The 19,838-nt window shown below is 59.4% G+C and carries 14 protein-coding genes; 8 read left to right on the top strand and 6 right to left on the bottom strand.

The genetic code is table 11. The features are described 5' to 3' along the window. Positions 1 to 477 precede the first annotated feature (477 nt). Positions 478 to 1,896 carry a chromosomal replication initiator protein DnaA gene (gene dnaA / locus MOD31_RS08885; RefSeq protein WP_024818846.1) on the bottom strand — a complete coding sequence of 473 codons (1,419 nt, stop codon included), beginning with the start codon at positions 1,894 to 1,896 and terminating at the stop codon, positions 478 to 480. Between the two features lie 465 nt (positions 1,897 to 2,361). On the opposite strand from dnaA, the gene rpmH reads away from it, so the two are divergent. The 8 genes from rpmH (at position 2,362) to MOD31_RS08845 (ending at position 8,027) form a co-directional block, all read left to right on the top strand. After that, the gene (gene rpmH / locus MOD31_RS08880; protein WP_011776797.1) at positions 2,362 to 2,499 is read left to right on the top strand and encodes a 50S ribosomal protein L34; all 138 of its coding nucleotides are present in this window, start codon (positions 2,362 to 2,364) and stop codon (positions 2,497 to 2,499) included. Positions 2,500 to 2,540: 41 nt separating this feature from the next. Further along, the gene (rnpA, locus tag MOD31_RS08875; protein WP_142937298.1) at positions 2,541 to 2,951 is read left to right on the top strand and encodes a ribonuclease P protein component; all 411 of its coding nucleotides are present in this window, start codon (positions 2,541 to 2,543) and stop codon (positions 2,949 to 2,951) included. Continuing rightward, complete coding sequence (yidD, locus tag MOD31_RS08870) at positions 2,881 to 3,366, top strand: membrane protein insertion efficiency factor YidD (RefSeq protein ID WP_142937299.1); 486 nt, start codon at positions 2,881 to 2,883, stop codon at positions 3,364 to 3,366. The genes rnpA and yidD overlap by 71 nt, the downstream gene beginning before the upstream one ends. Before the next feature lie 16 nt (positions 3,367 to 3,382). Then, a complete protein-coding gene (gene yidC / locus MOD31_RS08865; RefSeq protein WP_062072211.1) occupies positions 3,383 to 4,360 on the top strand; it encodes a membrane protein insertase YidC in 978 nt (325 codons plus the stop codon). Next, positions 4,360 to 4,911: a R3H domain-containing nucleic acid-binding protein gene (locus MOD31_RS08860; RefSeq protein WP_142937301.1), complete on the top strand. Its 552-nt coding sequence runs from the start codon at positions 4,360 to 4,362 to the stop codon at positions 4,909 to 4,911. The genes yidC and MOD31_RS08860 overlap by 1 nt, the downstream gene beginning before the upstream one ends. A gap of 6 nt (positions 4,912 to 4,917) precedes the next feature. Next, positions 4,918 to 5,568: a 16S rRNA (guanine(527)-N(7))-methyltransferase RsmG gene (rsmG, locus tag MOD31_RS08855; protein ID WP_166842619.1), complete on the top strand. Its 651-nt coding sequence runs from the start codon at positions 4,918 to 4,920 to the stop codon at positions 5,566 to 5,568. An 88-nt stretch (positions 5,569 to 5,656) separates the two neighbouring features. Continuing rightward, positions 5,657 to 6,712: a ParA family protein gene (locus MOD31_RS08850; RefSeq protein WP_223941332.1), complete on the top strand. Its 1,056-nt coding sequence runs from the start codon at positions 5,657 to 5,659 to the stop codon at positions 6,710 to 6,712. A 67-nt stretch (positions 6,713 to 6,779) separates the two neighbouring features. Beyond that, the gene (locus MOD31_RS08845) at positions 6,780 to 8,027 is read left to right on the top strand and encodes a ParB/RepB/Spo0J family partition protein (protein WP_250820382.1); all 1,248 of its coding nucleotides are present in this window, start codon (positions 6,780 to 6,782) and stop codon (positions 8,025 to 8,027) included. 5,854 nt (positions 8,028 to 13,881) lie between these two features. Here the strand turns inward: MOD31_RS08845 and trxA are convergent. The 5 genes from trxA to MOD31_RS08820 all read right to left on the bottom strand — a co-directional run bounded on the left by trxA (position 13,882) and on the right by MOD31_RS08820 (position 19,812). Further along, positions 13,882 to 14,208, bottom strand: coding sequence for a thioredoxin (trxA, locus tag MOD31_RS08840; protein WP_024818839.1), 327 nt, complete (start codon positions 14,206 to 14,208; stop codon positions 13,882 to 13,884). A 35-nt stretch (positions 14,209 to 14,243) separates the two neighbouring features. Next, on the bottom strand, positions 14,244 to 15,200 hold the full coding sequence (gene trxB, locus MOD31_RS08835; protein ID WP_142937304.1) for a thioredoxin-disulfide reductase: 957 nt from the start codon (positions 15,198 to 15,200) through the stop codon (positions 14,244 to 14,246). Positions 15,201 to 15,429: 229 nt separating this feature from the next. Continuing rightward, on the bottom strand, positions 15,430 to 17,130 hold the full coding sequence (locus tag MOD31_RS08830; protein ID WP_250820381.1) for an ABC transporter substrate-binding protein: 1,701 nt from the start codon (positions 17,128 to 17,130) through the stop codon (positions 15,430 to 15,432). A 139-nt stretch (positions 17,131 to 17,269) separates the two neighbouring features. Next, on the bottom strand, positions 17,270 to 19,282 hold the full coding sequence (gene murJ, locus MOD31_RS08825; protein WP_250820380.1) for a murein biosynthesis integral membrane protein MurJ: 2,013 nt from the start codon (positions 19,280 to 19,282) through the stop codon (positions 17,270 to 17,272). Positions 19,283 to 19,308: 26 nt separating this feature from the next. Then, a complete protein-coding gene (locus MOD31_RS08820) occupies positions 19,309 to 19,812 on the bottom strand; it encodes an NUDIX hydrolase (protein ID WP_026005276.1) in 504 nt (167 codons plus the stop codon). Positions 19,813 to 19,838: the final 26 nt, after the last annotated feature.

Below are 19,838 nucleotides of genomic sequence, written 5' to 3'. Positions count from 1 at the left end.
GTCCGCGCTGAGCGAACTACAAACAGACCCAAGGATGGGAGCGCTGCTGACAGCTTAGCCGGAAGATCCGCGATTAACCCATCCCCGTCGGGCCAGCCCCCTCGTATGTGGATAGCCACGGGCCGGCCTTGGCCGGTCTGGGTGCTCGTGATCTGCAGGAGGGGATGGGCGCCGGAACGAGATTGTTATTTGAGGGATTTCAATTTTTTGGGATTCGTAGTGTTAATAACTGCTGTGGAAACTGTGGATAACTCGATCTAGCCCCGTAGATCCGCGGTTAAGCCCTGTTCACGGATTGTGTGTTAACTGGGTTTTAAACAGGGTGTGGATGGGGACAACTCCCAGGCCCGTTTTTAACGATCCACAGGTGGCTTAAGGGTTTTAAGCCCATTAACCGAGCTTGTCCCCTTAAGTATCCACAGGCTTATCCACATGCACCTGTTAATAAGGTATGTAGTGGCGGGTGCGATGTGGATTTCAGGAGTCGCGCTGCTGTTGTTTGATCCGGTTGGTGAGCTCAGTGACCTGGTTGTAAATCACACGGCGCTCCGCCATCAGCTCACGAATCTTGCGGTCCGCGTGGATGACTGTGGTGTGATCACGGCCTCCGAGTTCCTGGCCGATCTTCGGCAGGGACATGTCCGTCAGCTCGCGGCACAAGTACATGGCGATCTGTCGAGCTGTCACCAAGGTGCGTGTACGGGACTTGCTGCAGAGCTCTTCCATGCTGAGCTTGAAGTAGTCGGCCGTCTGGTCCAGGATCTGCTTCGCCGTGATTTCCTGGGCGCCGTCGTCGGTGATCAGGTCTTTCAGAACCATTTCCGCCAAGGCCACGTCCACCGGTTGGCGGTTGAGGCTCGCGAATGCCGTCACACGGATCAGTGCGCCCTCAAGTTCGCGGATGTTGCTGGAAATCTTCGACGCGATGTACTCCAGAGCATCATCCGGTGCAGAGAGGCCTTCGCTGAGGCCTTTCTTGCGAAGGATCGCAATCCGGGTCTCAAGTTCCGGCGGCTGGATATCCGTCAACAGGCCCCATTCGAAGCGCGACGTCATGCGGTCCTCGAAGCCTGCCAGCATCTTGGGAGGCTGATCCGAGGTGATGACAACCTGCTTGTTGGCGTTGTGCAGGGCGTTGAACGTGTGGAAGAACTCTTCCTGGGTCCGGTCCTTGCCCGCCAGGAACTGGATGTCATCGATCAGGAGCACATCCACGTTGCGGTACGTGGTCTTGAAGCTGGTGCCTTCGTCATCGCGGATGGAGTTGATGAAGTCGTTGGTGAATTCTTCGGAGTTCACGTAGCGGACCCGAATGCCGCTGTAGAGCCTGCGGGCGTAGTGTCCGATCGCGTGGAGCAGGTGGGTCTTACCCAAACCCGAATCGCCATAGATGAACAACGGGTTGTAGGCCTTCGCGGGCGCTTCCGCCACAGCCACGGCGGCAGCGTGCGCAAAGCGGTTCGAGGAACCGATCACGAAGGTATCGAAGATGTACTTCGGGTTCAGGCGCCCGAACTCATGTGAGGTACTCGGGGGTGTGGGCTGAGGCTTCGGTTCGGCGAAGTCAGAAACAGCAGAAAGCTCGACGACGGGTTCCGGCTCCGCGTGGACGGGCACCAGATCGGTGTCCACGTCGATTGCGCAGCGAATGTCGTCGGAGAAGACGTTGCGGAGGGCATCGTCCAGGGCGTCCTTGACCTGCGTCTGGAGGACTTCGCGGGTGAGCTCGTTGGGAACGGCCACCAGCAAGGTTGAACCGATGAGGCCCTGGGCTTGGGCGAGGATGACGAAACCGCGCTGACGGGGTGAGACCCGGTCGTCCTGTTCCATAAGGCTCAGTACCCTGCGCCAGGAACTTCCGACAGTGTTGGCGTGGTTGGCTTCGTCTACTGTCATCAATCAGTTCCTAAATACTTGCTTGCCGGCGTTGCTGGCAGCCGAAGTCTCTCCGGCGGCGCTGTTCTGGGCGATAATCCACAGAGTTATACACAGCGGGTGGACATTGGGCTACTGAGCCACTCTAGGGGATGAAATCGCTAGAAGATAGCTGGGAAGTTGCCTGTGGATAATTACACCGTTGTTGTTCCGGAAAGCGGCCTGTGAGCCACTTCATCCACAGGCTGGGAACCACGGTTGGGCACAGCTGTGGATAGCCCCGCAGAAGGCTCCCGGTTTGACTGTGGGTGCCTTTTTGCCCTAACGTTGTGAAGTCCTTTGTGTCCGCTTTTGAGATCAGTTGTAACTCCGTACGTTCACCGTGCGGAAGGCAACGGCGGCAGGCACATACAAAACTTAGCGTCGGCCAGTTCTTCCCCTTTTTTGATCGGGTGGGCGCACCTTTGATCCACTGGAGTAACTAACGTGAGCAAGCGGACTTTTCAGCCGAATAACCGCCGTCGGGCCAAGAAGCACGGCTTCCGCCTTCGTATGCGCACCCGTGCCGGCCGCGCCATCCTGGCTGCCCGTCGCGGCAAGGGCCGCGTCGAACTGTCGGCGTAAATAACTGACTTGTCGGTCAGGGTCTTTTTGCGGGTTCGACGGTGCTAGCCACCCCTAACCGTCTGCGGACGTCTACCGACTTTTCAACAACTGTACGTTCCGGCGTCCGCAATGGACGCCGGAACTTAGTGTTATATACGGCCTCTATAGGGGCCGGGGAGCCGAGTCGAATCGGCTTCATTGTCTCCAAAGCCGTCGGGAACGCCGTGACCAGGAACCTCGTTAAGAGGAGACTGAGAGAAGCAGGCGCCCTGTCCTTGCACACGCATGGAACGGGTCTGGCGGTAGTAGTCCGGGCGCTGCCCGCAGCTGCAACAGCCAGCTGGGAGCAGCTGCTCTCGGACTACAACGCCGCACTGGCAGTGACGACGAAGCGATTGAGTGGCTCAGGTCCACGCAACGCTTCGACTGAACACAACGGCACCACTACGGAAGGGACACCGCGTGCATGACATAAGCACCGCCGTCGTTCCTTCCTCAAACGACCCCTCCGGCAAGGTTCCGCATCGGAGCCTTCCGGCGGCGGTAGGTATGTTCCTCTGGGAGCTGCCCCGCAACATCCTCATTCTTTTACTGAAGACGTACCGCAAGGTCATCTCGCCCCTGTACGGCCAGGTTTGCCGTTTCTTTCCCTCCTGCTCCGCATATGCACTGGAAGCAGTAACGGTGCATGGCGCCGTGAAGGGCAGCTGGCTCGCAGCCAAAAGGCTCGCCAAATGTCATCCTTGGAATGCCGGTGGAGTGGACCACGTCCCCGCCGGCCACCGTCATTGGCCTGAAGGCCGGACGCCCACAATTGTTGTACTGAACAATCCGGACCAGTTCCTGGCTGTTCAGGCTGATGAAGAAGGCCGCTCTGCGGCCTAACGAATAGGGATATCGTATGGACTTCTTTGAAACAATCATGTTTCCGTTCAAGTGGCTGGTGTCAATCATCATGGTTGGCTTCCACGAGGGACTGAGCTTCATTGGCCTGCCCGCCGCGAACGGCTGGACGTGGACTCTGTCCATCATCGGCCTCGTGTTGGTGATCCGTGCCGCCCTGATTCCTGTCTTCGTCAAGCAGATCAAAGCCCAGCGCGGTATGCAGCTGCTCCAGCCTGACCTGAAGAAACTTCAGACCAAATACAAGGGCAAGACCGATCAGCTCTCCCGCCAGGCCATGGCGCAGGAGCAGATGGCTCTCTACAAGAAGCACGGGACCAACCCGTTCTCGGCATGTTTGCCGATGCTGATCCAGATGCCGTTCTTCTTCGCGCTGTTCCAGGTGCTGTCCGGTATCACCGCGGCCCGCAACAGCGGCAAGGGCATCGGGGCAATGAGCGCCGACCAGGTTGTCCAGTTCGACGAATCCAGCATCTTCGGTGCCCCGCTGTCTGCTTCCCTGCTTCACGGTGGTGCCGGTGGCAACGAGGTTGCAGTCTGGATTCTCTCCATCGTGATGATCGTTGCCATGACGGCCTCGCAGTTCATCACGCAGAAGCAGATCATGGCCAAGAACATGTCCGAAGAGGCCATGGCCAGCCCGTTCATGCGCCAGCAGAAAATGATGCTTTACATCCTGCCGCTCGTGTTCGGTATCGGTGGCATCAACTTCCCCATCGGTGTCCTTATCTACTGGACCACCACCAACTTGTGGACCATGGGCCAGCAGTTCTTCGTCATCCGCCGTATGCCCACCCCGGGTTCCCCCGCCGCTAAGGCACTGGAGGAGCGCCGTGCCGCCAAGGGCCTCCCGCCCCTGCTGGGTGGCAAGAAGACCGCGGACGCCGCCGCAGAAGCCGAAGCTGCTGCTGCGGCAGCCGCCGAAATCAGGGCTCAGCGCGTCCAGCCACAACGTAAGAACAGGAAGAAGAAGTAATGTCTGCCGAGAGCACTGAAGAAGTTATTGTCCCTGTGACTGAGGAGCAGGAAGTCTCCACGGAAGAGACCCAGTCCAAGACGGCCAGCCGCTTGGAAGAGGAAGGCGACATTGCCGCCGATTACCTTGAGGAACTCTTGGATATCGCCGACATCGACGGCGACATCGACATCGAGGTCCGCAACGGGCGCACATACATCTCCATCGGTGCTGATGAAGAGTCTGCTGCCTTGGACAGCCTCGTAGGACGCGACGGAGAAGTCCTGGAAGCATTGCAGGAACTGGCCCGCCTTTCGGTTCTGTCTGCTACGGAGAGCCGTTCCCGCCTCGTCCTGGATATCAACGGCTACCGTAAGGAACGCGCTGGCGTGCTCCAGAAGATTGCCGAGGATGCCGTGGCCAAGGTCAAGGCTGATGGCGGAACTGTGGCCCTGGAGCCGATGAGTGCTTACGAGCGCAAGATCGTCCACGACGTCGTTGCTGACCTCGGATACGTCTCCGAGTCCGAAGGCGAAGGCGCTGGCCGCCACATCGTCGTTTCGGCCGACTAGCAGCTCATGGTAGAAATCACCGCAGCTGAACTGGAAGCGGCAGAGAAGATTTTTGGGGAGCGCTTGGATCTTGCCAAGCGTTACGTGGAACACTTGGCTACATCGGGTACCGAGCGTGGGCTCATAGGGCCGCGCGAGATTCCACGTCTATGGAGCCGCCATGTCCTGAACTGTGCAGTTATTGAGTCCGCCATCGCCATGGACAGCCACGTTGCCGACGTCGGATCCGGTGCAGGCCTCCCAGGCCTTTGCCTTGCCATTGCCCGCCCGGACCTTGAACTGACATTGATCGAACCGCTGGAACGGCGTGTCATTTGGCTCCAGGAAGTGGTGGATGACCTCGGCTTGAACAACGTCACCATCATGAGGACGCGGGCTGAGCTGGCAGTTGGAATGGTGGACGCGGATGTTGTGACCGCCCGGGCCGTTTCTGCGCTTTCCAACTTGGCCGGTCTCACTATCCCCCTTCTGAATGGCCACGGCGAAGTTGTTGCCATCAAGGGACGCAGTGCCGGTGAAGAGATCGAGAAGGCCAGGAAAGTTATCCGCAAACTCGGTGGCGTGGACACGTCAGTTGTGGTTTGCGGACAGGAGCTTTTGGAGGAACCCACCACCGTGGTGAGGATCATCGTCAACAAGCCCGGAAAGACGGCGTAGGTCCCGCCCGGTTTCCCGCGTGTCGGCGGCTGAGCGGTTAGGCTAGAGAACGGCAGCAAAGCGCCGAATGAGAGTGAGAGTGTGACCAGTGGGCAGTAGTGAAACCTCCACGCAGCGAATCCCCCCGTTTATGTCTCTGGGGTCCGCGCGGGCCATGGCTACACCCTCCGCATCTCTTCAGTCTGCGATTGTGCGTACAGATTCGGTTGATAATGCTGCCGTTTCACGTGAAACGGTCTCAGATGGAGTGCGTAACGTCATGGATTCCATCGATGATTCCAGCCCCATCGCACGTCAGCTGGCTAACGAGACCCGTAGGCGCGAACGGCTGATCGGCAGGGAGCTGCCCAAGCCGAGTAGGACCCGAATCTTCACGGTCTCCAACCAAAAGGGCGGCGTCGGCAAGACCACCACTACGGTGAACATTGCCGCCGCATTGGCATCTGCCGGCCTCAACGTGTTGGTAATCGACATCGATCCCCAAGGCAACGCATCTACTGCTTTGGGCATCGAACACCACGCTGACGTGGACAGTATTTACGATGTTCTGATAAATGATCTTCCACTCAGGGATGTTGTGGCCCCATGCCCTGACATTCCAAACCTCATCTGCGCACCCGCAACTATTCACTTGGCTGGAGCTGAGATTGAGCTGGTTTCGCTTGTTGCCCGTGAACAGAGGCTCCGGCGCGCCATTGACGTCTACGCCAAGGAGCGGGAGAACGACGGCGAAGGTCGCCTGGACTACATCTTCATTGACTGCCCGCCCAGTCTTGGGCTGTTGACGGTCAACGCATTCTGCGCCGCCAGTGAAGTCCTTATTCCCATTCAATGCGAGTACTACGCACTCGAAGGCCTGAGCCAGCTCCTCAAGAATATTGAGATGATTCAGAAGCACCTTAATGCTGACCTGGTGGTTTCTACTATCCTCTTGACCATGTACGACGGTCGCACCAACCTGGCTGCGCAGGTAGCCTCCGAGGTTCGCCAGCACTTCCCGGACCAAGTCCTGGGTGCTGTCGTTCCGAGGTCGGTACGTATCTCTGAGGCTCCCAGCTACCAGCAGACCGTCATGACGTACGATCCTTCTTCGAGCGGCGCGCTTTCCTACATGGAAGCCGCAGCCGAAATAGCCGAACGCTAGAATTCTTGAAACACTGCAACAGCTTGGGCCGTTCCGTGCTCAGCTATTCCATCGGAGGGATGAATCAATGAGCGAAAAGCGAAGGGGCCTCGGCAGGGGTCTTGGGGCTCTCATTCCTAGCTCGGCCTCGGCCCAGGGAAATGGTGCCGCACCCTCCCGTCCGGTGGATCTGTTCTTCCCGGAGGCGAGAAAGACTGCGGAGACCACCGTAGAGACCTTACTCGAGGATTCGAGTGCTGTTGATTCCAAGCCGGCTGCTGAGAAGACGTCGGCCGCATCCGCAGCGGATGAGGGCGCAGCTGCAACATCACGCACCAAAGCCGCGGCGACAAAGTCTTCCCGCGCCAAAACTACTTCACCTTCCAAAACTGCCGGCAAAGCTTCCGGTTCACGGTCAGCCGCCAATAAGACGGCCGCCGACTCAGAAGGCTCGACGGCGTCAGCCGCACCTTCCACTGCCCCGGCACAGTCAGCTCCTCAGGTAGAACTGGTGGAAGTTCCCGGGGCTCGATTTGCCGAGATCCCCGTGGGTGACATTCATCCGAACCGCAAACAGCCCCGTTCAGTCTTCGATGAAGACGACATGGCCGAGCTCGTGCACTCCGTGCGCGAAATCGGCGTCCTCCAGCCAATTGTTGTACGTACTTCAACCGAAAAGGGTGGAGAACCGTACGAGCTGGTCATGGGTGAGCGTCGGTGGCGTGCCGTCCAGGCTGCAGGACTCGACACGATCCCTGCAATTGTCCGTGACACCACGGATGATGACCTCCTTCGCGATGCTCTCCTTGAGAACCTCCACCGTAGCCAGCTGAACCCACTCGAAGAGGCTGCGGCTTACCAGCAACTTCTGGAGGACTTCGGAACCACGCACGAGCAGTTGGCCGACCGAATTGGCCGCTCCCGTCCTCAGGTGTCCAACACACTCCGTCTGCTCAAGCTCCCGCCGTTGGTTCAGCGCCGCGTGGCTGCCGGCGTGCTGTCTGCTGGGCATGCACGCGCTTTGCTATCGCTCCCTGATGCTGCAGCCATGGAAAGAATGGCACAGAAGATCGTGGCCGAGGGCATGTCCGTCCGCGCTACCGAAGAGTCGGTTGCTCTCTACCAGGATCCCACCGCGCCGGCCAAGAGCAGCATCCCCAAGCCTAATGCCCGGCACGAGCGTCTGGACTACCTGGCATCGTCACTGTCAGACCGTTTGGATACTAACGTGAAGATCACTTTGGGTGCGCGAAAAGGGCGGGTCAGTATTGAGTTCGCCAGCGTGGAAGATCTTAACCGGATTATGGACGTTCTTGGGCCGGGAGCCGAGGACTAATTCCTAGCAGTTCAACTGAATGGGGCTCACCTACGGTGTGGGCCCCGTTCTTGTTAAGTGGGCAACGTCGATAATTGCTCTGCTCGGGTACTTTCCGCCCGACTCATGGGTTGAGTGTTTCACGTGAAACTATGTGTCCCCTGCGGTTATGGACCGCTGGTAAATACGCCTACGCGGACGGATTGCCGCCAGCGTAGGCATTATGTGCGAAATGTGGCTGGCGTATGGCGCATTTCGAGAATAGTTCAAGCTGGTGCATGAGGTCCAGGGGGAACGAGGCAGGCAGGCGGGAGTCATTTGGCTGCACGCATTCTCCTGGACCAGCACCAGCGCCCAGTGGATGTCAGAAGGCCCCAGGCGCCCTAGGCGGACACCTGAGCGCCACTAGTAGGGCTTAGCCCCCGTACAGGCTCTATGCGCGCCGAGGTGGGACTGTGTACTGAACGAGCTATCAGGGGTCTTGTGGTAGTCCGGCCTGGCACCGAACCTACAGGAGTTCGGCTCTGTTCGGCCATGTCATCGATGGGACAGTGCCCCGCGGTTCGCTAGTTGCCTTCATTGGTACGAAGGATTGATGGGTGGCTGAGGCCGGAATGCTCGCTTCCTGTCGGGTTTAGATGGGCTTGTGGGTACATTTCGGGTGTGGTGCAGGTTCTAAGGTCAGATGGACGCGAGCGAGGCCGCGCGTCAGCCCTCTCTTCTCCTGTTTCACGTGAAACATCACAACGGTTCCTAGGAGGAGATGGCTACTATTCGACGAAATCAGTGAGGATTCTTCGAATGGCTCTCCGGACCTCATTGGGTTTCAGGGAATCGAATCTAGCTTTGGAAAGAGGTGACAATCCCTCGGAGAGCAGGTCTCTCTGTGTTGCTACCCAGTACCAACACAGGAGGAGACGACTGGGACACTTCGCCATGTCCGGTGCCGAGAACTATCGGCTCTGAACTTATGGTGGCGTTTTGGGTATCAACGCTGATAACGAGTCCATCAGTGGCGTGCCCCGTCCACGTGCCCCGGGCTCCCCGGAGTAGGTGTAGGCGGTCGATCCGGAGTTTCGACTTAGCCCCATTATGCCGCGTCGTTGGGTAGTGGGCGAAGGAATCTAGGAGATGAGTTACACCGGGATGTTTCACGTGAAACGCGGGCGTCGGCAAATGGCCCAGAGATGCGACCGTCCTGGCGACGTACGTTGAGGAAATCCGACTCTGAGAGCTCGTAGTACGCATTCCTTGATTCGGTGGATGCCAAAGATGGCTGAATCCCCCGCAGGCGCCAGCGCTTCGAGTTAAACGGAAGCCCGTCCGGTGCAGATCAGCACACCGTTTCACGTGAAACAATCTGGGGTCATCTGGTTTTACCTAAACTCTAGTTGATCGGTAGCAGTCAAGGTGGAGCGTCGTGACCTAATGCGGGCGCGGAGGTTCTGACACCTCTAGTGAGAGGGTCCGAGCTCGTGATGTGGACATCCATTCGTGTAAGGAGGCCTTACTGGAGGAGGCTGCCATGGACTTCGTCTCGTGTTGCGGCCAACTACTGTGCCTATGACTGGCTAGGAACCAAAGGCATGACGCGTAGGGGGCCAGTTCGTGGAGAAAGAGCGACAGAAGATGCCCCGCCCGGCGCGACCACTCTCCCGGAAACCGAGATGGCGCGATTGTGGGCTTCGACCAAGCTGCCTCAGATTTCACAGTGACGGAGAACCGGTTCCCCCTGGTGCCTGTTGGATCAGTATGGCTTCTCTCGGATGCCGTGATGCCAGGTGCGCCACATTGTCAAACTGCCCTATGCCTGGTAGAAAACGCAAGCGCCGGCGTACGAAGCGTGGTGGACGGAATGCTCCCCCGGGCCAGGGCTTATGTGGGCGTTCAAGCCCATACTTCGAGGCGTGGGTTGGCATAGCTATGAGAAGCGATGTGCGAGGGCTACACATGGGCCATGCGGCCATGCGGCCATGCGCCCATGCGGGTATGTCGGTCTGGAGGGCCGTCGAGGTATCCGTCGATCTCCTCAGGGCAACGTGGACGACGGCCCTAGATCATGGTCGGGTGACTACAAGAAGCATACCGAGTCTTTCTTAGAGCTCTCAGTTGACTATATCTGGGCCACACCAGTGTCACGGCTGACGACTTGGGGGGACGTAGCGTACTGAGAGCCTGCCAGGCCTCGGTCAAATGCTTGAGCGAGCACAAGGCAACGTAGTGATTGTTCCCACAATAGGTCCGACGTTGCCCAGTGGATTCACGTGACGTGGCGTCACGCCGTCGACTGCCTATGGAGGTGATGGAGGTGATGGAGGCGCTGGTCATTCCCGTGCTTTGACAGAACCGCCATGGCATCGCGTGGCCATCAGGACTGCTCGCGCGGGCACGTCAAAAGTGTTTCACGTGAAACACTTCGCGAACGGTTCTGCAGGGTGGTCTTGGAGGCCTCGCAGACCCTCTGCCGACGGTGGATATCCCGGTGGATATCGTTGTGGATAACTATGGGGATATCTATGTGGAAGGATGTGCATTCTCGTCGGGCCCATCCCCCACGACGAACAAGGCCTTCATGTGAATCATCGAGTCACGGTCGACACTGAGGACCAACAACTGGCAACCGAATTGGCCATGGTGTTTTCGATCGCAATATTGCCGGAATAGCCCTCTTTCTATTGCATTTGCAGGCCCGAATGCGGCCTACCCGCTGCGCTTCCGGGCGCAATGCATTCACCCCACGGGGGACGGCACCATGCCGCACTTTCGAGGTGACCATGCTCCGAGGGGAGGCGATGTGGGGTGCGTCATGCGCGGTGGATAAGCCTGTGGATAACGCTGTGTATAAGTTGTTCAAAGATGAGGTGGGATGTTGCTGCTGACGAGCACTACATGATGCGAGTTCATGCTGGCTGGCGGGTATCCGTGACGCTACGCGTGCTGTACCGAGGCCCGTCCACTTGCCCCTCTGAGAATTCTGGTGCTCGCTTGAATTGCGGCTGGATATGAGGAGTCGAACGCAGAGTCGCCCAGGTCCATGCGTTCGTCTAGTCCTATACTCCAGCCTCCGAATGCATAGTGAAATACATCCGATGTATCGATGAAATTTTGGGCTCATGATGTTGGCGTAGGGGTGGCATTGCACTACGTGATCGGAGCGTCGTGCCCTGCAGAGCCCAGGACTCATCGATGCCACTCCGCAACTGATACATAGCCTGGAGACCCCCTTGGGCACCTGCCGGCGCGTGGGACGCATGCCGGCCAGCAAGGCATCGTGCTTCGGCCAAGCGTTACAGCCGCGCCCCAAGGGGCCAGCGACGGCCTGCGCCACAGCCGCGTTTAGGAGTAATCCCGCGTATGACGTCGGCGTACCCTGCGATTCATCCCATCCCGTTTCACGTGAAACAGTAACCTACTTGGGCGCTTCGTTTCACGTGAAACATTCGACTCGTCGCTGACCACTTTCGGCGAACGGGCGGCGCTGGGGGCATGCTCTGAGTTCGCCAAAACGAGTAGCTAGGCTGGAAGCTTGAATGCTTTGGGGCACTGTCATCTCATCTACGATGGCCGTGCATTCTGGAAGAAGGCTACTGGACTCTGCCTTTGACCGCGTCCTCTCTGCTTGCAGACAGCCTTCCCTGTGGAGCAGTAGCGGAGGACCAGAAGGAACGACAGCCGTTCGGGTCGGCCAACGAATGACTCTGCATGAGTGAGGCTGAAGTCGAAGGACGGGGTCCCTGACGGAGGGTTGGGGCGAATCTCTGACATCGGTGTTAGAAAGGGCATATAGAAGTCTGATGGAGAGATCCGTAGTGCTTCGCTGGTATCGGATTGCCTGCGGGGTTGAATCAAGATGTGGATACCACCGCCATCGCGATATCGGGCAGAGTGTGCTCTGCATCCTGTGAACTTAGCGTTCATCTCCTGGCAATTCGGTGCCATGGGTGGAGTGGGTCGGTTGATGCCCAGATTGGTGAGAAGGTCACACCAACTAACTGGTCGTCTAAGTCTGCTGATCGCTGAACTCCTCTGATAGTTCAGCTTCGGGGCTAGCTTGGGGGTGCGGAGTTGGATTCATGTTGTGTTTCACGTGAAACACTGTCCCGCATCGGCACTTTCCAGGCATGCACTAGTCGCCCGTTCGGATGGGCAAGAGGACCGAATCCAGAAGGTTTGCCCGATTCAAGGCAGTTCTCGTGCTGGTTCTGTGAATGACGCGGCAACAGCTGCCTTCTGCCAAACAAGAATGCGTGCGGTCCCATCACGCCCCACGGTACTGCCTCTCCTTTAGTCGTTAGGAGCGAACTGGTGTTGTTCTGGCGGTGTAAAGCTGGTGGGCTGGGGCGGGGTCTCTACGTTAAGCGCGACACGGGAGCGGTGCGGACCATGCGTCCCTAGCAACAGAGAGTCAGTAAGGCCCTCTGGTACTCACTGCCTTGGGTAGGTGATAAGCCTGTCCTTCGCAACGATAAGCCAGGGATAAGCCGGGAATTGGGCGGGGTGAGGAAAGGATAGGCGGAGGCAATCCGTTTAGCAGCTCTGTCATCCCTTGGGGTGCCCCATGGTTACGCAGGGTCCCTAGGCGCTGTAGTGCCCCTTGCAGCGCCGTGTGGCCCAGGGCCCCTGCACCCCGCATGGCAGCCACAGGGCGCTTGTGCACGATCCTCCCTTGCTCTACAAGCTGTCCTAGGCATTCAGGGTGCTTGAGCCTAAACGAGGCTGTAGAAGGCGGCGTGGACGGCGAAGAGGGTCATCGTCAAGGCGCGTTAGAGCACCCTAGCCGGCCGCATCCCCGTCTAGAGCTCTGGAGCGCTCCGGAATCGAAGCGCTGTGTAATTGTGGGTGGTTGAGGATGCCGAGGTACCCGACACTGCTGTGGACAACTAGATTTCTCACTGTCGTTGTTGCCTGCATTTTGGGCTTTTATCGATGAGAAGTCATGCTTTGCGTTGCCAGATCTGCTGTAGCTCATGCTCTAGTGCGCCGAATTGATCTTCAAGCGGAGATTGGAAAAGGGGAAGAATGCACGTTGCTTTGACGACTGGAAGGCGCACCACTATCTGGATATCGTCGTACGGCTCCTGGCCCAAGGACCCTGTTGGCTAAGACTCGCTATGAGGTCCCTGACGTCGTAACCAGGTGACATTGTTTCACGTGAAACGGGCGCGATTTCATAGTCGACCGCAGGAGATATCGCCGGGTTTGTCGGAAGCTTGTTGATCGGACACCTCGCTGTTTCACGTGAAACATATGTTCCGCTTGAGTAGGCAGGTGCTCCGTGAATTGATCCCCGTCTTCAGGCTTCCTGGAACTACCCGTGCTCACGAGCAGGTCAATGGCGCGACCCCCCAACACAACTTTGCTTGTGCTCCTTAGAGATCAACGGCAGCGCTGGGCTTTCTGCGGGCTACTCAGCCCTCCCCTGGTCACACCTCTCCCGGCGAATCGACAGTAATAGAAAAATTGGGCTCAGCTTCTATCAGAAGAGCCCCACCCAACACTCTCTGCGGACCCCCAATAGATGAACAAGGGACCACATGGTTTCGTTCGAACTCGAGGATAGGGCTTGGGAGGATCGGGTCCGCGAGAGGGCCGGGGCAAGCCGCCTTTGACGAGAAAATGGACTTCCGAGTGGCCATGTGGGTGCGCGGTGTGGCTGGGAGGCTATCACTGCTGGGAAGGTAAGGAAGTTCTCCCTACCCCAGGTCAGGAGAAGTTTCTCGCGAATTCCCCTGAGCGTTGGAAGCCTCTCAGCGAAAGAACATTGCGAAAGCGACCCATTTTGGTTCATTCCTCTGAGAACAGCAAAAAACCGGCGGATCCCACTCCTTCTGGAGCAGGAACCGCCGGTTCTCGTCGGACTCAGCTAGTCCGATGGTTAGGACAGGACGTCCGCAAATTCCTTTTCAAAGAACTGCTTCGGCTTGGCGCCGATGACAGTGCTCTTAACTTCTCCCCCGCTGAACAGGTACACGGCAGGGATGGAGGTGATGCCATACTCTGCGGCGATGGCGGGGTTGTCGTCGACGTTGAGTTTCACGACGTCAACCTTGTCGCTGTACTCAACGGAGATCTCATCGAGGATCGGGCCGAGCTTGCGGCAGGGGCCACACCACTCTGCCCAGAAGTCCACGATGACCGGCTTCTCGGAAGCCAGGACATCCGTGCTGAAGCTTGCGTCAGTTACGTCTTTTGCGTTGCTCATAACTTTTCCCTTCGTATGGTTGCTTGGATGCAGCTTTAGGAGTGCAGGTCTGCGAGGTAGTGCTCAACATCGAGGGCCGCCACGCAACCGGAGCCCGAAGCCGTAATGGCCTGGCGGTAGGTGGGATCGATGACATCGCCCGCGGCGAAGACACCCTTGATGTTGGTCCGGGAGCTACGGCCCTCCACAGCAATGGTTCCCTCAGGAGTCAGATCCACCGTGCCCTTGATTAGGTCCGTGCGGGGATCGTTGCCGATGGCCACGAAGACGCCGGTGACTGCGAGCTCGGACTCGGTACCATCGAGCAGGTTCTTCAGCTTCAGGCCGGTGACCTTGTCCTCGCCGAGCACATCCTCAACGGCCGTGTTCCAGACGAAGTTGATCTTCTCGTGAGCCTGGGCACGGTCACCCATGATCTTCGATGCCTTGAGGGTATCGCGGCGGTGGACAACCGTAACGGACTTCGCGAACTTGGTAAGGAACAGTGCTTCCTCCATGGCAGAGTCTCCGCCACCGATCACGGCAATGTCCTGATCTTTGAAGAAGAAACCGTCGCAGGTTGCACACCAGCTAACGCCGTGGCCGGAAAGGCGTTTTTCATTGGCCAGACCGAGCTCACGGTATGCCGAACCCGTGGACAGGATGATGGCCTTCGCCTGGAAGGTCTCCCCCGTCCCGATGGTCACGGTCTTGATGTCGCCGTCGAGGTCCAGCTCGGTGACGTCCTCGAAGAGGATCTCGGTACCGAAGCGAGCGGCCTGCTTCTCGAAGTTCTCCATGAGGTCCGGACCCATGATGCCCTCGGGGAAACCCGGGTAGTTCTCAACGTCTGTGGTGTTCATCAGCTCGCCACCAGCAGTGACCGAACCGGCAATGAGCAGAGGCTTCATGTTGGCACGGGCGGTGTAAACAGCGGCTGTGTAGCCGGCAGGGCCTGAACCTACGATGATGACGTCACGCACCTGCGATGCGCTGTTTTCTGCAATGCTCACTTGGCGTGAACCTCTTCCTTAGTCGATGCTGCGGCTTTCGGGGCAGCCATCTGACTCAACCCCTGTTGCGTTCCAAATATTCCGTTGGAGTTGAGGACCGTGAAGGCCACCATCACTCAGGGTACCGTCTGCACGCGTAGCGAATCTAAGCGGTGACACTGAACTGAGTAGCAGTAGAGGCCGTTTTGATAAGTCAAAACGGCCTCAACTGCTACTTAGTTGGGTGCTGCTACTGAACGGTGACCTCTGCCAGGCGCAGACCGAATCCGAAGCGCGTCTTCGGGGCGGCTAGCTTGGGAAGGGCGCTGATGACCACAATGACGTACTGGGTCTGCGTCGGTGCCGCAAGCGGCATGGTCAGTTCAGGTGAGGTGAAGCTGTTGGTTCCCACCAGCTTGGCACCATCCATGGCAGGACGATCGTTGGTGTAGACGCTGATGCTACCGCCGGAGCCACCCAACTGGTTGAGGACAACGGATTTCACCTCTGTGGGTTCCTTGAGCTTGACCACCAGCGGCATATCTTCGAAGAGCCCGCCCCAGTTGGCCGACGCAAATTCCATATCTGACCAGTAGCTGGCGGCGTTGCCGTCAAAGGCCCTGGCAAGGTCCTTGTCATAGGTGGCAGCGAAGGGGAAGTCGCCCAGGCGGGTGATCCCTTCGATGGCCGGCGGCGCCGCAGGCGCCGGGGCCTCGGTTGGCTCAGGCTCCTCAGTCTCCGGGGCGGAGGTCTGAGGCGCGGGTGTGCTTTGCGTTGCAGCCGGTGCCCCGCTCGGCAGGAGGCTGCCAAGGTTGGTGACAGCAAGGACGAGTCCCACCACCAAAACGGCGGCAAGGAGGCCACCTACCAGCCAGCGAAGGGAACGCGGCTCCTTCTCAGGAGCATCATCCTCGTAAACTTCCTCGTCCGCGTAGTCATCGGTTACAGCGGAGGATGCTGGGAAAGTGTTTGCCGTCCGATCGTAGCCGGAGTCGTTGCCGCGGCTTCCGAAACCACCAGCAGCTGCACCGGCAGAGCCAGCTGCAGCTCCTCGGTCGCTAAACCCGTAGTCCTCTTCGGACCATAGCGAAACCTTGGGTTCCGTACGCGAATCGCGGCTGACAGGCTCACGTGTAGCAGGCTCAGGGCTGGCAGCTTGCGAGGAAACGGCTTGGGTGGGAGGCTGCGACGCGGTAGCAGGCGACGCTCCGTTCCCAGCTCCGGCAGAACCAGCGTTGGCAGGACCAACGCCGGAAGCACCGGCAGAACCGTTCGCGGCAGCACCGGCGTCGTTGTTCTTGGAACCCGCGTGCTTCAGCGCCGCAGCTGCGGCAACGCCCGCTGCCCCGGCTCCGGCTGCAGCCGCAGCGAGCTTGCCCGCGATGCCGCTCTTGGGCGAGGACGGGCTGGACGAAGGCATGGGCGGCACGTGCGGCGCTGCTCGTGTTGGCGCGGCAGGCTCAGACTCCGGCTCGTCATACTCCGACGGGATGGGGTATCCGTTTTCGTCGTACTGGATGTATTCGGCTTCGTGCTCGTCATCCTCGTACAGGCCGTCGTACGTCTCAGGCTCATAGGTCCGCGGCTGCCCGAAGATTTCGCTACCGAGCGTCTCCGTGAAGAAGGGCTCGATGTAAGGCGGGTTGGTGGCAACCACCAGGTCCAGGAGGTCCGGGGCGGTGCTGTGGTTGGTGATCAGGTAGGTGGTGTTTTCGCTGATTCCCAGGTCCAGGATTTGAACGTGGCCCGGCCGCTCCCCTGTGGCCACTTCGCGGGCGCTCTGGGCCACCTGCTCAGCATTTCCAGGACCGGCAACAAGGATGCTCACGGGACGGTTGAGGACCTGGTCCACGCCGTCGAGCACCTGATCTTGGTCATGCGAGGTCAGTACATTGGCCGTGACCTTATAGCGGCCGCCAAGTACTGATCCGACGTCGATCGGGTGGGACACGTGTTCCTCCTAGGCTGTCCGGGAGCTGCGGTCCTGCGCATGGCGCACCCGGCTGACCGGTTGTGCCACTTCTGCAACTACCTATATTCGTTTCTAGCCTAGCGGATTGAGGTCCGCCGCCCACGTTGGCGGCACCGGCTTACTTCTTGTGGTTTCCACGCGCGGGGAAGTAAGGATTCTGTCCGGCGTCGCCCTGGTAGGTGCGTCGACCCGGCAGCGGGACCTGTGGTTTGAACCTGCCGCCACGGGCTGTGCTGGGCGTGTCCTCCTCAGGAAGATACGTCTTGGGCGCCTCGGGCGAGTCTTCGGTGGGTTCGGCGGCGCGCTGGGGTGCAAGCGCCGGCCCTGCCCTGAAGGAAGCGGCATCGAACTCACCGGAGATGCGCGGAATCAAACCGGTATCGTCCGAGACAGTGGCGCGTGCCGGCGTCGTGGGTTCCGCGGGGGCGCCAACGGGCGCGGGAACACCGCGACCCAGACGACCCATGAGCGGACGCAGGAGGTCGCGCAGTTCGGTGACGTGGAAGACGCGCAGGAGGACCAGGTATGCGAGCAGCATGACTGGCCCGACGACGACTACGGTCACCAGGGCGGCCGGGCGGCTGCTCCATGCGAAGCCGTCGGCACGGTAGCTTCCCAGAAGCCACAGAGCCCCTGCGCCGGCAAGCGCGGAACCCAAGCCTGCGTAGCCCATGCGGATGTACGAATTGGCGATCCGGGGACCGTCGAGGTGACCGAGCAGGCGGCGCAGGAACACCACGCTGATCACCACGGAGAGAATGTTGCCCAGTGTGTAGAGGATGGCGATCGCGTAGATGATCTGTCCCACGGGAAGGAACTGGATGAAGAACGCGCCCACCACGTAAATCACAGCCAGCCACAACTGGACGTATAGGGGCGTGCGGGCGTCCTCGTTGGCGTAGAACACCCGCGACATCATGAAGTTGGCGCTCAGGAACGGTGTGCTCAGCGCGAGGATGGTGAGCGTCTGCGCCAGCATGACGCCGTCCTGCGGCTCGCCACCGGAGAAGAACATTCCCAGCGGGCCGGCCAACGCGAACAGCGCCAAGGCACCGAAAACGGTGGCAACGGCCATAGTGCGGAGGCCATGGGACAGGGCATCCCGCAGTTCGGCCTTGTTGCCGTCCTGCGATGCACGTGTCATGCGGTTGAAGAGAACGGTAGCCAAGGACAAAGCGATGATCGAGTGCGGCAACAGGTAGAGCTGGCTCGCGACTTCCAGGACGGCGTTGCCGGGCAGAACCGCCGCGGCCACGGTATTGCCCGCGTTGCTCAGACGGAGGCGCTCGGCACCGGGAATGGTGGCGATCCTCATGACGTACAGGAACGCCAACTGTCCGACGGCGGCGGTCGCCAGCGTCCAGACGCTCAGCTTTGCTGCCTGGCCGAGTCCAACGCCGCGCCAGCCGAACCGCGGACGCAGGCCGAGGCGCAGACGGAAGACGGGGATGAGGAGAATGGCAGTCTGCGCGACCACACCGAAAGTGGAGAAGCCGGCAATCAGGAGCGTCTGCGTGGGTCCCCAATTGTCCAGGGTGTGGGGGTTGTAGACGTTCTCGCCCAGAAGCCAAATGAACATGCCCAGGCCTGCGATTGCCACAAGGTTGTTGAGAATGGGGGCCCACATGGCTGGGCCGAACGCTCCGTGGGCGTTCAGCACCTGCGTGAGAAGGGCGTAGAGCCCGTAGAAGAAGATCTGGGGTAGGCACCAGAAAGCGAAGGTCACTGCCAGGGCTTTTTGTTGTTCGGAGTAGCCCTGGGTGGTGAGGTCGATGACTAAGGGTGCCGCCAGTGTCACCAGCGCCGTCAACGCCAAAAGCACCAGTACTGCCAGTGTCAGCAGGCGGCTGATGTAGTCCGCGCCGCGGTCCGGGGCTTTGCTGGCCTTAATGATCTGTGGGACCAGGACGGCGTTAAACACGCCGCCGGCAACCAGCAGGAAGATCAGGTTCGGCAGGTTGTTCGCGTTAATGAACGTGTCATTGATGGTGGAACCCAGGCCGAGGGCGGCGCCGAGCATCCACGTTTTGGCGAAGCCAAGGAACCGGGAAACGAGCGTTCCTGCGGCCATGATGGCGCTGGAACGTGCTTCTCCGGACTGAACGGACTGGGTGGTTTTGGCTTCAGACATCGCCTTTATCGTCCCATGTACCCGGGTCAGAGATGTTCGGGCAGCACTTCCCGTGCCAAATCGGCGATGCGGCGTTCATTCGGGAAGGACAATTTTCGGGCCAGTTCCTGGATGGGAACCCAGGCGGCGTCAACGGCTTCCTGGTCCGGATCATTCTCGATAGTCAGCTCTCCACCCGTTGCCCGCAGAAGAAAATGGTGCACGGTCTTATGGACGCGGTGGCCGCTCACGGTGAACCAGTAGTCGATGCTGCCCAGGGGCGCCAGGATGCTGCCTTCGATGCCGGTTTCCTCGGCGATCTCGCGTACAGCGGCTTCCTCGTTGTTCTCGCGACCTTCCGGGTGGCCCTTCGGGAGGCACCACTCAAGCCGGCCGCCCCTGTTAAGGCGGGCGATGATCGCAACCCGGAGTTCGCCGTCGGACGTGTCTACTACTACACCGCCGGCTGACACTTCCTCCACAGTGGGAAGCGAGGCCTGCACCGGGTGCTGCTGGGCAGGCGCGACGTGTGCACCGATTGCCGACGGCAACGGTGCGTTTGTCCTCCTGCCAGGAG

The organism is Paenarthrobacter sp. TYUT067 (assembly GCF_023656375.1).
Taxonomy (GTDB): Bacteria; Actinomycetota; Actinomycetes; order Actinomycetales; family Micrococcaceae; genus Arthrobacter.
The sequence above is the reverse complement of the archived record's forward strand: the minus strand, read 5'-3'. Positions and strand labels throughout refer to the sequence as shown.